Source organism: Streptomyces sp. NPDC001868 (genome assembly GCF_040297125.1).
Lineage (GTDB): Bacteria > Actinomycetota > Actinomycetes > Streptomycetales > Streptomycetaceae > Streptomyces.
In genome coordinates, this window is sequence record NZ_JBEOYO010000003.1 from 329945 (window position 1) to 345596 (window position 15652).

Here is a 15652-nt window from a genome sequence, read left to right on the forward strand (position 1 = left end):
TCAGCGCACATCGACGTACGCCGCCGGGCTGGTGGCGGTGTCGGTCGTGGTGTTGCCGTAGTAGACCCAGCGGTAGAAGCCGTCGGCCGAGGCCGTGACCGTGGTCGTCAGGGCACCGGTGCTGCTGGTGGTGACCTTCTTGACCGTCTTGAAGGAGGTGGCGTCCGAGGCGCGGTACTGGAGGCTGACCGTACGGCCGCTGTAGCCGCCGTACTTCTTGGTGCTCCAGTTCGCCCGGGTCAGCTTGCCCGTGACGGTGACCTTCTTGCCCTTGGTGACCGTCTCCGGCGTGGCACCGACGGTCGCCCTGGCCGCGCGCTTGAGCTGCACGGTCTTGGACCGGGTCTCGTACTCCTCGGTCTTGAGACCACCGTTGGCCTTCCACAGGCGCAACGCGACGGCGGTCTTCCAGGTCGTGGCGTCGTTGTTCGAGTTGACCTGCTTCCGGCTCGGATGCGGGTCGATGTGGAAGCTGCCCTCGCACCGGGCGTGCTTGGCGTCGGTCTCGAAGCAGGTGTAGATGCCCGGCCCGATGTAGTTGTCAGCGCTCTCGGCGGCCGACTTCGGGGTGCCCCGGTAGACGAAGGGGTACGCGGTGTAGCGGAACGGGTCCGCGGTGCTGTACCCGGGCGGCAGCGAGATATTGAACGTGACGGGCGGCTCCACCTCCTTCGTCGTACCGACCACGATCGGCTTGCCCTTGTTGATGACGATGTCCGACACGATGATCCCCGTGTCCGCCGCGTGGGCCGCCGGCGCGCTCAACACCGAGAGAGCCAACACCCCCGCGAACGTGGCCACCGCGACGGTCCGTCTGCCTGACTTCATCCACACCTCTTCGAACAGATGCCCCTATAAAGAAGCGGCAGAGTACCAAGGGTGATCACGCGGCAATGTCCTTGAGCCGAACCGCGCCGCCGTCCACCTGCATCGCGCACCTCTCCGCCGTCCCGATGTGACTCAACACCCCCTACCCGTACGCCCGTTCCGGACAAGCTCGACAGCGCCGGACAAGCCCTGGACAGTAACCGTACGTACCGGCGTAGTCACTTTTCGCGTGGGGATTGCCGTCGCACCCGGCGGACCAGATCGTCGCCGAGCTGACGGCCAACGCGGCGACGCGCGGACGGGTTCGGGGCCGCGGCTTCGATCTGACGATGTACGTCGTCGGCGTCACCCTCCGTATCGAGGTGACGGACACGCGCCGCGAACGGCTGCCCCAAGCCCAACACCCCACCCCCGAAGCCGAGTCCGGCCGAGGACTCCTCCTCATCGAGCCCTCGCCGACCGCTGGGGCACCGCGCCGGGAAGGCCGCCACGCAAGACCGTCTGGGCCGAGATCACCCTGCGACCGCCGCACATCCAGTCGCTTCCCAAAGGCGCCCACGTCGACATCAAGAGCCTCACCACCCGTTTCAGGGAGGGCGCGACCCGGATCGCCTCCGCGCTGCGCGAGCTGGAGGAGCACGGCTATCTGCGCCGGGAGCGCGTACGCATCCCCGGCGGCCGGATCATCACCCGTACGACCTCCAGCAACCAGCCCGGCCTCCCTCCTGGCCCACCGGCTCGCGGCCCGGCTACCGCCCGTGCCGCCGTTCCGGGCACCCGCGTCAGCACATGCCGTACCGGCCGCACCAGCCGTCCGGTACGACATGCCGAACTGCGACGGCTGCGACCGCGGCTTCCGGGGCCCGCGGGGAAGCCGCTGCCGCGACCGCACCCCCGACAGCCGGCTCACCGCCCCGCCGCCAACCCCTCCCGCAACGCCCCGTACGCCGCCTTCCGCCCGTACCCCTCGTCCATCGGCGTCGCCGCCCCCTGGCCCTCGAACACCCCCGGCACCCATGAGTACCGGTCGGTGTACCCCCACACCGTGAACGACGTGCAACTCCGCGCGCCCAGGCACGCGTCCAGCAGCCGCCGGAAGTACGACGCCTGAGTCGCCGCCTTCGTCTCGTCCACCGGCAGGATCATCCGCACGTCGACCTCGGTGAACGCCGTCCGCATCCCCAGCGCCTCGAAGCGGGCGAGGTTCTCCGCGACCTGCCCCGGGAAGCCGTACTGGATCGCGAGGTGCCCCTGGGCACCGAAGCCCTGCACGGGCACGCCCTCCGCACGCAACCGCTTCGCCAGTTCGTAGTACGCCGTGGACTTCGCGTTGACGCCCTCCACGTTGTAGTCGTTGAGGAAGAGCCTCGCCTTCGGGTCGGCGGCGTGGGCCCAGCGGAAGGCGTCCGCGATGTACGACGGACCCAGCTCACGCAGCCAGACCGAGTTCCGCAGGCTGCCGTCCTCCTCGAACACCTCGTTCACGACGTCCCACTGCTGGATCTTCCCCTTGTACCGCTTCACCTCGGTGGTGATGTGCTTCCGGAGGATCCCGCGCAGCTCGGCCGGGCCGATCGAGCCGTCCGCCACCCCGGACGTCAGCCAGCCCGGCAGCTGGCTGTGCCAGACGAGGGTGTGCCCGCGCACGACCTGGCCGTGGGCGCGGGCGTAACGGACCAGGTCGTCGGCCGGCTTCCAGTCGTAGACACCGCGCCGCGGCTCCACCGACTCCCACTTCATGACGTTCTCGGCGGTCACCGAGTCGAAGTCACGGCCCACGGTTCTGCGATACGTCCGGTCCTCGGCCAGCGCGCTCATGTCCACGGCCGTGCCGATACGCACACCGGCCCGATCGGCGAGTTTCCGCAACGGCGGGCCGGACGACCCGTGCGCCGAGGCCGGCTGCCCGATCACCCCCGTGGACAGCACCGCCCCGGCGACCAGCGCAAGCAGGGGCATGCGAAAGCGGTTCATGTACGTCATCCCTGTTCCCCTCTCCCCTCTCGGATCCGGCGGCTCTCCAGCGGCCCCAGATATGTCGGCGTCAACCCACCTGTGTCGATCACCAGCCGTTGCAGCACCACCGTCGGGTCGACCATCCAGAACTTCAGCCGGTGCGTCCCGGGCCCGGCGATCACATGCCGGGTCGCCGTCACGTTCACGTTGTCCGAGGTGTTGCGCGCCCACTGCTTGTTCATGAGCCCGTCGTCGGCCCCGGTGGCGGCATGGATGTCGACGACCTGCGGGGCCCCGGAGCCGAAGGACACGGCGTACCGCAGCCCGCCCGTGGCGAACGTGGGGTTCCGGGGCGAGACATACGCCCAGACCGTCACCTCACCCGCCGCCAGCAGACCGACCTCGTACTCCAGCCGCGGCCCGCCCCCGCCCGGCGTCTGCCGGGCAGCCGTCACCGGCCACGGCATCACCCCCGCCCCCGTACGCCCGATCCGCTCGATCCGGCGCCAGCCGACCCCCTTCGCAGTCACCGCCCGCGCGTAGTGCTCCGCGTCGACCGCCACATACCCGCCCGCCTCGACGAACCCGCGCAGCCCCCGCACCACCCGCGCCGACGGCTTCTCCGCGACGGCTTTCACGGTCACCGAGGCCCCGGCCCCGGACACCGTCAACGAGGCCTCCGCACCCCCGGCCGGCACCCGACCCCAGTCCACCCGTACCCCCACCCGCACCTGCTCCTCGACCCGCCCCCGCGACCGCTCCACCACCAGCCACGGCACCGACGACTCGATCCGGTACGAGAAGGGCGTACGCCCCCGGTTGAAGATCTCCACATACTGCTGGGGCCGCGTCTGATACGGACTGAAGACCGGAAGCACCGCCTCCACCCGGGCCTCGGCCACCCCGTCCCCCTCCGTCGCCGATCCGGGCCACCACTCCCCCGAGTCGTCCGCCCCGTCGACCGCCACCCCCAGCTCCGCCGCCTGCGGCACCTCGATCCGGCGCACCTTGGGGAAGATCTCGTCCGGCAGTGCCACGTTGTCCTTCTCCGGCTGCTGCCACCCGGCGTTCGGGCCGTAGCGCTCCACATCCCCGTACCCGATGTGCGGCTGGGTCTGGAAGCCCCGCCATTTGCCGCCCGCCACCTGGGAGTTGAAGCGATCGGCCAGCGCGAAGTCCCGCTCGAGGCCGGCCTCGGCAGCCGACGCCCGGCCGTTCGTCGCGGCCCGCCCCTGCCCGGCGTAGAGCAGGTTCTCGAACTCCGCCTTCCGCAACCCGTACAGATTCGCCGTGGCCAGCACCGCGTACCCGACCAGCTCGAACCACGCGTCCTGCACGGCGGCCGGAAGCCGCCGCCCCACCCGCTCGGCCCGCTTCGCCAGCGCCCGCCACTCCTCCGTGACCCGCTCCAGCTCCCGGTGGCCGAAGTAGAAGGGCGTCTCCTGATCGTCGTAGACGACCTCCGGGACGGCCCCTCCCGCGCCCTCGAAGACGACCCCTCCCGCCCCCTCGGCCACGGTGATCCGCCGGTTCAGCAGCTCGGGCTTCCGCCGCGCCTGCAACTGCCCGTACGCGCTCAACACCTCGGCGATCTCCCCGGCGACGGCCTCCCCGAAGTTCTGCCGGGCGAACCCCCGCTCCCACTCCCCCAGGTCTTCCAGTCCCCACCGCCCGGGATTCCAGGCGTAGTTCAGGAAGAACTCCGTCGGCAGCTCGTTCCCCTTGAGATCGCCGACGTTCACCACCCACAGCCCGTGGTTCCCGTACGCGTCCGCCTCGTGCAGCTGTTCCCACAGATTCGCGAGGTTGGCCGTGTCGACCCACTTGTAGTTGCGCCCGACACCGACGTAGTCGAAGTGGTAGTACAACCCGTAACCCCCAGGTCGTACGGGCTCCCCCGGGTCCGGATGCTTACGGATGTTCCCCCAGTTGTCGTCCGTGAGGACGACGGTCACATCGTCGGGCGCCCGCAGCCCCCGGTCCCAGTACCGCTGGACCTCCTTGTAGAGGGTCCACACCTGAGGGGTCTCCGACGCCGGCCGCCCCGTCTCCTCCTCGATGATCCGCCGTTGCGCCGCGATGATCTCCTGCATCAGCTCGATGCCGTCACCGTCCGGCAGGCTCGTGTCGCCGTTCCCCCGCATCCCGAGCGTGACGACGCCCTCGAAGTCCTGCTCCACCATCCGCCGGACGCCGTCCCGCCAGTACGCCCTGATGGCCGGCGCGTTCCGGCGGTACGACCACTCCCCGGTGCCCCCGTAGGGGTCCCGCCCGGGGGTCACGACGTTCCCGGACGCGTCCCTGACCGCCGGCACCGCATGGCGGTTCCACTCCTCGATCCCCCGCATCATGGGCGCCTCATGAGACGTGCCCATGACAACCCCGTACTCCTTCGCCCGCGCGTGGTTCTCGGGATCGTCCTCGGCGAAGGCCCGGCCCCACACCGCCGGCCAGACGTAGTTCCCCTTGAGCCGCAGCAGCACCTCGAAGACCTTCGCCCAGAAGTCCGCGGTGAAGCCCCCGGGGTGCCCCGGCGCCTTCCCGGGCCCGAAGTACGCCGGCGCCCACGTCCCGAGCGCCGGGTTCTCGTCGTTGATGAAGATCCCCCGGTACTTCACGGCCGGCGTCCCCTGGCTGAAGCGCCCCGGCCGCACGTACACCGCCTTCCGCCGGACCGGCGGCACATCGTCCCACCAGTACCAGGGCGAGACACCGAGGCCGTACGAGACGTCGTACGCCCCGAAGATCGTGCCGCGCGGATCGCTGCCCGCGACGACGAAGGCCCGCTCCACCCCGGGCATCGGCCGCTCGACGACCGTCTGCAGCGAGGTCTCCCACTTCCCCCGCACCCCGCCGACGTCCAGCTTCCCGGCGGCGATCAGCCCGTCGATCAGCGGACTCCGCCCGATGGTCCCCACCAGCACGACCTCGGACGCCATCGCACTCCCCGGCCGCACCCCCGTCACCCGCTCGATGTCGTCCCGCAGATCCCCCGCGACCCGTACGACCCCGGGGTGATCCTCCGGGCTGACCACGACCGGGGCCCCGACCAGCGGAAACCCACCGGCCACGGGCGAGAAGGAGAGACAGGCCCCCGGGTCCGTAGCCCTCAGGTCCGCAGTCCTCAGGTCCGCAGTCCTCAGGTCAGTCACCCGCGCAGCCCCGGCGCCCTCCTCCGCCCGCGCGTCCCCGACGCTCATCGACATCGACAACACCGGCACGGCACCGATCCCCGCTCCGAGCACACCCCTACGGCTGACGTACCCAGACATGCCCCACCCCTCGATCCCGTATTTGGTCAGCGGCATGACAAATAGTGAAGGGAGTGACCGGCGGGGGGAACGGGTCGTCAGCGTCGAATACTTTCGGAACGCCGGGCGCGGGAACGACAAGAGGGCCCGTACGACCGAAGTCGTACGGGCCCTCTCAGGTCAAGCGACCTTCAAGCAGCACTCAAGCGAGTGGACTTACTTGTTGATCTTGGTGACCTGGCCGGCGCCCACCGTGCGGCCACCCTCACGGATGGCGAACTTCAGGCCCTCTTCCATGGCGATGGGCTGAATGAGCTCAACCTTCATCTCCGTGTTGTCGCCGGGCATGACCATCTCGGTGCCCTCGGGGAGGGTCACCACGCCGGTCACGTCCGTCGTACGGAAGTAGAACTGCGGGCGGTAGTTGTTGAAGAACGGCGTGTGGCGGCCACCCTCGTCCTTGGACAGGATGTAGGCCTGGGCCTCGAACTCGGTGTGCGGCGTGACCGAACCGGGCTTGATGATGACCTGGCCGCGCTCGACGTCCTCGCGCTTGATGCCACGGAGGAGCAGACCGACGTTCTCACCGGCCTGGCCCTCGTCGAGCAGCTTGCGGAACATCTCGATGCCGGTGACCGTGGTGGTGGTCTTGTCCTGCTTGATACCGACGATGTCGACGGTCTCGTTGACCTTGAGGACACCACGCTCGATACGACCGGTGACGACGGTGCCACGACCGGTGATCGTGAAGACGTCCTCGATCGGCATCAGGAACGGCTTGTCGACGTCACGCTCGGGCTGCGGGATGTTCTCGTCGACGGCCTTCATCAGGTCGAGGACGGACTGGCCCCACTCCTTGTCGCCCTCAAGGGCCTTGAGCGCCGAGACCTTGACGACCGGCAGGTCGTCGCCCGGGAACTCGTACTCGGAGAGCAGCTCACGGACCTCGAGCTCGACGAGCTCCAGGATCTCCTCGTCGTCCACCATGTCGGCCTTGTTCAGGGCGACGACGATGTACGGAACGCCGACCTGGCGGGCCAGGAGCACGTGCTCCTTGGTCTGCGGCATCGGGCCGTCCGTGGCGGCGACAACGAGGATGGCGCCGTCCATCTGCGCCGCACCCGTGATCATGTTCTTGATGTAGTCCGCGTGACCGGGGCAGTCGACGTGGGCGTAGTGACGCGTCTCGGTCTGGTACTCGACGTGCGCGATCGAGATCGTGATACCGCGCTGACGCTCCTCAGGAGCCTTGTCGATCTGGTCGAAGGCCGAGGCCTCGTTCAGGTCCGGGAACGCGTCGTGCAGCACCTTGGTAATGGCGGCCGTGAGGGTCGTCTTACCGTGGTCGATGTGACCGATGGTGCCGATGTTGACGTGGGGCTTAGTCCGCTCGAACTTCGCCTTCGCCACTGGGTCCTCCTGTGGAGTGGTTCTGGTACGCCTTACTCATCGGCGCCAGGTGATCTTTGCTGGGATGCCGCCCGCCGGGGTGTCCCCTTGCCGGGTGAGCCCCCCGGCGGTCGGTGTCAAGCCTAAAGCGTGTAAACGGGGTGTGTTACTCGCCCTTGGCCTTCGCGATGATCTCCTCGGCGACGTTCCGCGGAACCTCGGCGTAGGAGTCGAACTGCATCGAGTAGCTTGCGCGACCCGAGGTCTTGCTGCGGAGGTCTCCGACGTAGCCGAACATCTCCGAGAGGGGCACGAGGCCCTTCACGACGCGGGCACCGGCCCGCTCCTCCATGGCCTGGATCTGACCACGACGGGAGTTGATGTCGCCGATGACCTCACCCATGTAGTCCTCGGGCGTGGTGACCTCGACGGCCATCATCGGCTCGAGAAGCACGGGGGACGCCTTGCGCGCGGCCTCCTTGAAGGCCTGCGAACCGGCGATCTTGAAGGCGAGCTCCGAGGAGTCGACCTCGTGGTAGCCACCGTCGATGAGCGTCACGCGGACGCCCGTCATCTCGTAGCCCGCGAGGATGCCGAACTGCATGGCCTCCTGCGCACCGGCGTCCACCGAAGGGATGTACTCCTTCGGGATACGGCCACCGGTGACCTTGTTCACGAACTCGTACGAGGCGTCGCCGCCCTCGATCGGCTCGATCGCGATCTGCACCTTGGCGAACTGGCCGGTACCACCGGTCTGCTTCTTGTGCGTGTAGTCGACGCGCTCGACGGCCTTGCGGATCGTCTCGCGGTAGGCCACCTGCGGCTTGCCGACGTTGGCCTCGACCTTGAACTCACGGCGCATACGGTCGACCAGCACCTCGAGGTGCAGCTCGCCCATACCACCGATGATGGTCTGGCCCGTCTCCTCGTCCGAGTGGACCTGGAAGGAGGGGTCCTCCTCCGCGAGACGCTGGATGGCGACACCCAGCTTCTCCTGGTCACCCTTGGACTTGGGCTCGATGGCGACCTGGATGACCGGCGCCGGGAAGTCCATGGACTCCAGGATCACCGGGGCCTTGTCGTCACACAGCGTCTCACCGGTCGTGGTCTGCTTCAGACCCATGACGGCGATGATGTCGCCGGCGCCCACCGACTCGATCTCCTCACGCTTGTTCGCGTGCATACGGTAGATCTTGCCGATGCGCTCCTTCTTGCCCTTGACGGAGTTCAGCACGGCGGTGCCGGACTCCAGGCGGCCCGAGTACACCCGGACGAAGGTGAGCTTGCCCAGGTGCGGGTCGCTCATGATCTTGAACGCCAGCGCGGACAGCGGCTCGTCGTCGGACGGCTTGCGCTTGACGACCAGCTCCGGGTCCTTCACGTCGTGGCCCTCGATGGCCTCGACGTCGAGCGGAGTGGGCAGGTAGCGCACGACCGCGTCGAGCAGGGGCTGGACGCCCTTGTTCTTGAACGCGGTGCCACAGAACACCGGGGTGACCGTGACGCCGTCGGACTTGCCGGTCGCGATGGTGATGCGACGGATCGCGGCGTACAGCTGCTCCTCGGTGGGCTCCTGGCCCTCCAGGAACAGCTCCATGATCTCGTCGTCGTTCTCCGCGACGGCCTCGACCAGCTTGCCGCGGTACTCCTCGGCAGCCTCGGTGTGCGTGGCCGGGATGTCGACGACGTCGTACATCTCGCCCTTGGCGGCCTCGGCGGACCACACGAGCGCCTTCATGCGGACCAGGTCCACAACGCCCTTGAAGTCCATCTCGGCGCCGATCGGCAGCTGCATGACGAGCGGGACGGCACCCAGGCGGTTCGAGATCATGTCCACACAGCGGTGGAACTCGGCGCCGGTACGGTCCAGCTTGTTCACGAAGCAGATGCGCGGCACGCCGTAGCGGTCGGCCTGACGCCACACCGTCTCGGACTGCGGCTCGACACCGGCGACACCGTCGAACACCGTGACGGCACCGTCGAGGACGCGGAGCGAACGCTCCACCTCGACCGTGAAGTCGACGTGCCCGGGGGTGTCGATGATGTTGATCGTGTAGTCGTCGTCCTCGAGCGGCCAGTGACAGGTGGTGGCAGCAGAGGTGATCGTGATGCCACGCTCCTGCTCCTGCTCCATCCAGTCCATGGTGGCAGCGCCGTCGTGGACCTCACCGATCTTGTAGCTGACGCCGGTGTAGAAGAGGATCCGCTCGGTGGTGGTCGTCTTGCCCGCGTCGATGTGGGCCATGATCCCGATGTTGCGGACCTTGGCCAGGTCAAGTGAAGTGGTAGCCATAAGGCTTCGGTCTTCTCTCGGTCTCGATGGGGGTAGCGACTACCAGCGGTAGTGCGCGAAGGCCTTGTTGGACTCGGCCATCTTGTGGGTGTCCTCGCGCTTCTTCACAGCGGCACCGAGGCCGTTGGACGCGTCGAGAAGCTCGTTGAGCAGACGCTCGGTCATGGTCTTCTCGCGACGGGCGCGGGAGTAACCGACCAGCCAGCGCAGCGCGAGCGTGTTGGCGCGACCGGGCTTGACCTCGATCGGAACCTGGTACGTCGCACCACCGACACGGCGGGACTTGACCTCGAGGGTCGGCTTGATGTTCTCCAGCGCGCGCTTCAGCGTGATGACCGGGTCGTTGCTGGTCTTCTCGCGCAGGCCCTCCATGGCGCCGTACACGATGCGCTCGGCGGTGGAGCGCTTGCCGTTCAGCAGCACCTTGTTGATCAGCGACGTGACAAGAGGAGAACCGTAGACCGGGTCGATGATGACCGGGCGCTTCGGGGCGGGGCCCTTACGAGGCATTCTTACTTCTCCTTCTTGGCGCCGTAGCGGCTGCGGGCCTGCTTGCGGTTCTTGACACCCTGGGTGTCAAGCGAACCGCGGATGATCTTGTAGCGAACACCGGGCAGGTCCTTCACACGGCCGCCGCGCACGAGCACGATGGAGTGCTCCTGCAGGTTGTGTCCCTCACCCGGAATGTAAGCAGTGACCTCGATCCCGCTGGTCAGACGCACACGCGCGACCTTACGCAGGGCCGAGTTCGGCTTCTTCGGGGTGGTCGTGAACACACGCGTGCAGACGCCGCGACGCTGGGGCGAACCCTCGAGTGCGGGCGTCTTGTTCTTCTCGACCTTGTCCTGCCGGCCCTTACGGACCAGCTGCTGGATCGTAGGCACTACTTCTCCGGTTTCTGTGTGCCGAATGGTGAAGCTAACCTGGAACATTCGCCGACCCACGCGGTCGGGTGTGTCGAAACTGCTGAACTCCCGCCGCGAGGCAGAAAGGGCGCAGAGTACGGCGGCCGCTTACGGCTCCCCCTGTGCGGTTGAAGGCACGCACGAGAGCCAGGGCACACCCCAGGCACAAGGTCTGAGCGTACCTACCTCATTCGCTACGGTCAAAACAAATGGGCGGGCGGGGGTTTGGGGACGGGGCGCCCGCACGGCGGAACCGCCCGCCGAAACGGTCCCGCGCCCCCGTGAACTCCCGGGCGGGGCCCCGCCGTCAGACCCCGGACGACATCTCCAGCAGCACCATCAGGGCGAGAAAAGCAGCCCAGCCGGCCACGGAGAGCCAGCCGAGGATGAGACCGGCCAGGGCGAACCCCTCGCCGCCCTCGCCCGTGCGCCGCATCTCGGCGCGGGCGGTGTGGCCGAGAACGACCGCGGGAATGCCCGTCAGCCCCATCGTCATGGTCGTGAGCACCCCGCAGACCATGGAGCCCACGGCCTTGCCGTTGGTCGCCGGGGGCGGCGGGGGGACCGGCATGAACGTTCTCGGGATCGGGGCGCCCATAGCGGTCGGCTGCATCCCTGAGGGCCCCTGCGGCAGGTCGGCGACCAGAAGGGACAGCTCCCCCACTGTGCGCGCCTTGTAGGCCCTCTCCACGCGCCTCTCGTACTCGTCCTGCGGAAGGCGGCCCTCACTGAAGCCCGCCTTGAGGACATCGACGGCACGCTCACGGTCGGCATGGGCGGCCAGCATCGAAGGACTACTGCCCTGCGCCTGCTGCCACGGGACGGGCTGCCACGACGGGTTAGACACGAGAAACACTCCCCCGGACTGGTTGTCCCTCCATGATGCTCCAACGCCCGGCCCCCGGCATGGGTTCCCCGCCCCACTTTCGTCTCGGTTCTGCCACACCGCACACCCGCACCCACGCCGAACGCCCGTACCAACGCCGAAGGGCGGCCACCCGAAGGTGACCGCCCCTCAACTCAAGCAGCTACAGCCGCTCGCCCACCGGTGCCTACTGGTTGTACGGACCGTAGTCGTAGTCCTCCAGCGGGACGGCCTGGCCGGAGCCCGTGCCGAACGGCGAGTAGTCGATGTCGTCGTAGCCGACGGCCGAGTACATCGCGGCCTTGGCCTCCTCGGTCGGCTCCACCCGGATGTTGCGGTAGCGGGACAGACCCGTACCGGCCGGGATGAGCTTACCGATGATGACGTTCTCCTTGAGGCCGATGAGGCTGTCGGACTTGGCGTTGATCGCCGCGTCCGTCAGAACTCGGGTCGTCTCCTGGAAGGAGGCGGCCGACAGCCAGGATTCCGTCGCCAGCGAGGCCTTGGTGATACCCATCAGCTGCGGGCGACCGGAGGCCGGGTGACCGCCCTCCTGGACCACACGACGGTTCTCGGTCTCGAACTTCGACCGCTCGACCAGCTCACCGGGCAGCAGCTCGGCGTCGCCGGACTCGATGATCGTCACACGGCGGAGCATCTGCCGGATGATGATCTCGATGTGCTTGTCGTGGATCGACACACCCTGCGAGTTGTAGACCTTCTGGACCTCGCCGACCAGGTGGACCTGGACGGCACGCTGACCCAGGATGCGCAGCACGTCGTGCGGGTTGGTGGCACCCACGGTGAGCTTCTGGCCCACCTCGACGTGCTCGCCCTCGCTCACCAGCAGACGGGCGCGCTTCGAGATCGGGAACGCCGTCTCGTCGCTGCCGTCGTCCGGCGTGATGACGATCTTCTTGGTCTTCTCGGTCTCCTCGATACGGACGCGACCGGCCGCCTCGGAGATCGGGGCGACACCCTTCGGCGTACGGGCCTCGAAGAGCTCGACGACACGCGGCAGACCCTGCGTGATGTCGTCACCGGCCACACCACCGGTGTGGAAGGTACGCATCGTCAGCTGGGTACCGGGCTCACCGATGGACTGGGCGGCGATGATGCCGACCGCCTCACCGATGTCGACCAGCTTGCCGGTGGCCAGGGAGCGGCCGTAGCACATGGCACACGTGCCGACCTTGGACTCACAGGTCAGGATCGAGCGGGTCTTGACCTCCTCGACACCGTGGTGCACGAGCTGGTCGATGAGCACGTCGCCCAGGTCCACGTTGGCCGGCGCGATCACCTTGCCGTCGATGACGACGTCCTCGGCGAGCATGCGGGCGTAGACGCTGGTCTCGACGTCCTCGGCCTTGCGCAGGATGCCGGCCTCGTCCTTCGAGGCGATCCGCAGCTTCAGACCGCGCTCGGTGCCGCAGTCCTCCTCGCGGATGATGACGTCCTGCGAGACGTCCACCAGACGACGGGTCAGGTAACCCGAGTCGGCGGTACGCAGGGCGGTGTCCGCCAGACCCTTACGGGCACCGTGCGTGGAGATGAAGTACTCCAGCACGGACAGGCCCTCACGGAAGGACGCCTTGATGGGACGCGGGATGGTCTCGTTCTTGGCGTTCGACACCAGACCACGCATACCGGCGATCTGCCGCATCTGCATCATGTTTCCTCGGGCACCCGAGTCAACCATCATGAAGATGGGGTTGGTCTTGGGGAAGTTCGCGTTCATCGCCTCGGCGACCTCGTTGGTCGCCTTGGTCCAGATCGCGATGAGCTCCTGCGTGCGCTCTTCCTTGGTGATCAGACCGCGCTCGTACTGCTTCTGGACCTTCTCGTCCTGCGCCTCGTAGCCCTTGACGATCTCCTTCTTCGCCTCGGGAACGACGACGTCGGAGATGGCCACGGTGACACCGGAACGGGTCGCCCAGAAGAAGCCGGCCGCCTTCAGGTTGTCGAGCGTCGCCGCCACGATGACCTTGGGGTAGCGCTCGGCCAGGTCGTTGACGATCTCGGAGAGCTGCTTCTTGCCCACCGAGTAGTCGACGAACGGGTAGTCCTCGGGCAGCAGCTCGTTGAAGAGCGCACGGCCGAGCGTGGTCTTCAGACGGAAGCTGTCACCCTGCTGCCACTCCGGCTCGCCCTCCTCGCGCGCCGGCGGCATCCAGCCGCGCGGCGGGATGGTGCCCACCGGGAAGCGGATGTCCACCTGGGACTGCAGCGCCAGCTCGCCGGCGTCGAACGCCATGATCGCCTCGGCCGTGGAGGCGAACGAACGCCCCTCGCCCTTGGTGTCACGCAGTTCGCCGTCGGTGGTGAGGAAGAACAGACCGAGGACCATGTCCTGGGTCGGCATCGTCACCGGGCGGCCGTCGGCGGGCTTGAGGATGTTGTTCGAGGACAGCATCAGGATGCGGGCCTCGGCCTGCGCCTCCGCGGAGAGCGGCAGGTGGACGGCCATCTGGTCACCGTCGAAGTCCGCGTTGAACGCGGTGCAGACGAGCGGGTGGATCTGGATGGCCTTGCCCTCGACCAGCTGCGGCTCGAAGGCCTGGATGCCGAGGCGGTGCAGGGTGGGAGCACGGTTCAGCAGCACCGGGTGCTCGGCGATGACCTCTTCGAGGACGTCGTACACGACGGTGCGGCCGCGCTCCACCATGCGCTTGGCGGACTTGATGTTCTGCGCGTGGTTGAGGTCCACGAGCCGCTTCATCACGAACGGCTTGAAGAGCTCCAGCGCCATCGCCTTCGGCAGACCGCACTGGTGCAGCTTCAGCTGCGGACCGACGACGATCACGGAACGCGCGGAGTAGTCCACACGCTTGCCGAGCAGGTTCTGACGGAATCGACCCTGCTTGCCCTTGAGCATGTCGCTCAGGGACTTCAGCGGGCGGTTACCGGGACCGGTGACCGGACGGCCACGACGACCGTTGTCGAACAGCGCGTCGACGGCCTCCTGGAGCATGCGCTTCTCGTTGTTCACGATGATCTCGGGCGCGCCGAGGTCGAGAAGCCGCTTCAGACGGTTGTTCCGGTTGATCACACGGCGGTACAGGTCGTTCAGGTCGGAGGTCGCGAAGCGGCCACCGTCCAGCTGCACCATCGGGCGAAGGTCCGGCGGGATGACCGGCACGCAGTCGAGCACCATGCCCTTGGGGCTGTTGCTGGTCTGCAGGAACGCGGAGACGACCTTGAGGCGCTTGAGCGCACGGGTCTTCTTCTGGCCCTTGCCGGTACGGATGATCTCGCGGAGGCGCTCGGCCTCCTCGTCCAGGTCGAAGGACTCCAGGCGCTTCTGCAGCGCCGCGGCACCCATCGAACCGTCGAAGTACGTGCCGAAGCGGTCACGCAGCTCGCGGTAGAGGAGCTCGTCGCCCTCCAGGTCCTGGACCTTGAGGTTCTTGAACCGGGTCCACACCTCGTCGAGACGGTCGATCTCGCGCTGCGTACGGTCGCGCAGCTGCTTCATCTCACGCTCGGCGCCCTCGCGCACCTTGCGGCGCACATCGGCCTTGGCACCCTCGGCCTCGAGCTCGGCCAGGTCGGTCTCGAGCTTCTTGGCGCGGGCTTCGAGGTCGGCGTCGCGACGGTTCTCGACCTGCTGACGCTCGACGGAGACATGCGCCTCCAGCGAGGGCAGGTCGCGGGTGCGGCGCTCCTCGTCGACGTACGTGATCATGTACGCCGCGAAGTAGATGACCTTCTCCAGGTCCTTCGGGGCGAGGTCGAGCAGGTAGCCCAGCCGCGACGGAACGCCCTTGAAGTACCAGATGTGGGTGACGGGAGCGGCCAGCTCGATGTGGCCCATCCGCTCACGGCGCACCTTGGCGCGCGTGACCTCGACGCCACAGCGCTCACAGATGATGCCCTTGAAGCGGACACGCTTGTACTTGCCGCAGTAGCACTCCCAGTCCCGGGTCGGACCGAAGATCTTCTCGCAGAAGAGTCCGTCCTTTTCGGGCTTGAGCGTGCGGTAGTTGATCGTCTCGGGCTTCTTGACCTCGCCGTGGCTCCACTGACGGATGTCGTCAGCGGTGGCCAGACCGATCCGGAGCTCGTCGAAGAAGTTGACGTCGAGCACTATGCGTCAATCCCTCTCAGGGTTGTAAGTCATGGGGTCTGATACGGGGGTCCTGGGGCCGGAGGCCTTCATGGCGAA

At 67.6% G+C, this 15652-nt stretch carries 9 protein-coding genes and 2 pseudogenes; 2 read left to right on the forward strand and 9 right to left on the reverse strand.

Annotated features, from left to right (window positions below; genetic code table 11):
- Positions 1–828, reverse strand: coding sequence for a hypothetical protein (locus ABT147_RS06255; protein ID WP_351402972.1), 828 nt, complete (start codon positions 826–828; stop codon positions 1–3).
- A gap of 221 nt (positions 829–1049) precedes the next feature.
- On the opposite strand from ABT147_RS06255, the pseudogene ABT147_RS06260 reads away from it, so the two are divergent.
- A pseudogene (locus ABT147_RS06260) lies at positions 1050–1354 on the forward strand (ATP-binding protein); the annotation flags it as partial.
- Positions 1355–1357: 3 nt separating this feature from the next.
- Positions 1358–1742 (forward strand): annotated as a pseudogene (locus ABT147_RS06265) (hypothetical protein); the annotation flags it as partial.
- Here ABT147_RS06265 and ABT147_RS06270 read toward each other — a convergent pair.
- The 8 genes from ABT147_RS06270 to ABT147_RS06305 form a co-directional block, all read right to left on the reverse strand.
- On the reverse strand, positions 1735–2787 hold the full coding sequence (locus ABT147_RS06270; RefSeq protein WP_351402973.1) for an endo-1,4-beta-xylanase: 1053 nt from the start codon (positions 2785–2787) through the stop codon (positions 1735–1737). The pseudogene ABT147_RS06265 and the gene ABT147_RS06270 sit on opposite strands and share 8 nt — an antisense overlap.
- 20 nt (positions 2788–2807) lie before the next feature.
- Positions 2808–6092, reverse strand: coding sequence for a glycosyl hydrolase 115 family protein (locus ABT147_RS06275; protein ID WP_502983032.1), 3285 nt, complete (start codon positions 6090–6092; stop codon positions 2808–2810).
- 159 nt (positions 6093–6251) lie between these two features.
- A complete protein-coding gene (gene tuf, locus ABT147_RS06280) occupies positions 6252–7445 on the reverse strand; it encodes an elongation factor Tu (protein WP_033528329.1) in 1194 nt (397 codons plus the stop codon).
- Between the two features lie 145 nt (positions 7446–7590).
- Complete coding sequence (gene fusA / locus ABT147_RS06285; RefSeq protein WP_351402974.1) at positions 7591–9717, reverse strand: elongation factor G; 2127 nt, start codon at positions 9715–9717, stop codon at positions 7591–7593.
- Positions 9718–9756: 39 nt separating this feature from the next.
- On the reverse strand, positions 9757–10227 hold the full coding sequence (rpsG, locus tag ABT147_RS06290) for a 30S ribosomal protein S7 (RefSeq protein ID WP_005481264.1): 471 nt from the start codon (positions 10225–10227) through the stop codon (positions 9757–9759).
- Between the two features lie 2 nt (positions 10228–10229).
- Entirely contained in the window at positions 10230–10601 is a 372-nt protein-coding gene (gene rpsL, locus ABT147_RS06295; protein WP_003948652.1) for a 30S ribosomal protein S12, read from the reverse strand.
- Positions 10602–10929: 328 nt separating this feature from the next.
- Entirely contained in the window at positions 10930–11409 is a 480-nt protein-coding gene (locus ABT147_RS06300; protein WP_351403034.1) for a DUF1707 and DUF4190 domain-containing protein, read from the reverse strand.
- Between the two features lie 265 nt (positions 11410–11674).
- The gene (locus ABT147_RS06305) at positions 11675–15574 is read right to left on the reverse strand and encodes a DNA-directed RNA polymerase subunit beta' (protein WP_013001437.1); all 3900 of its coding nucleotides are present in this window, start codon (positions 15572–15574) and stop codon (positions 11675–11677) included.
- Positions 15575–15652 lie beyond the last annotated feature (78 nt).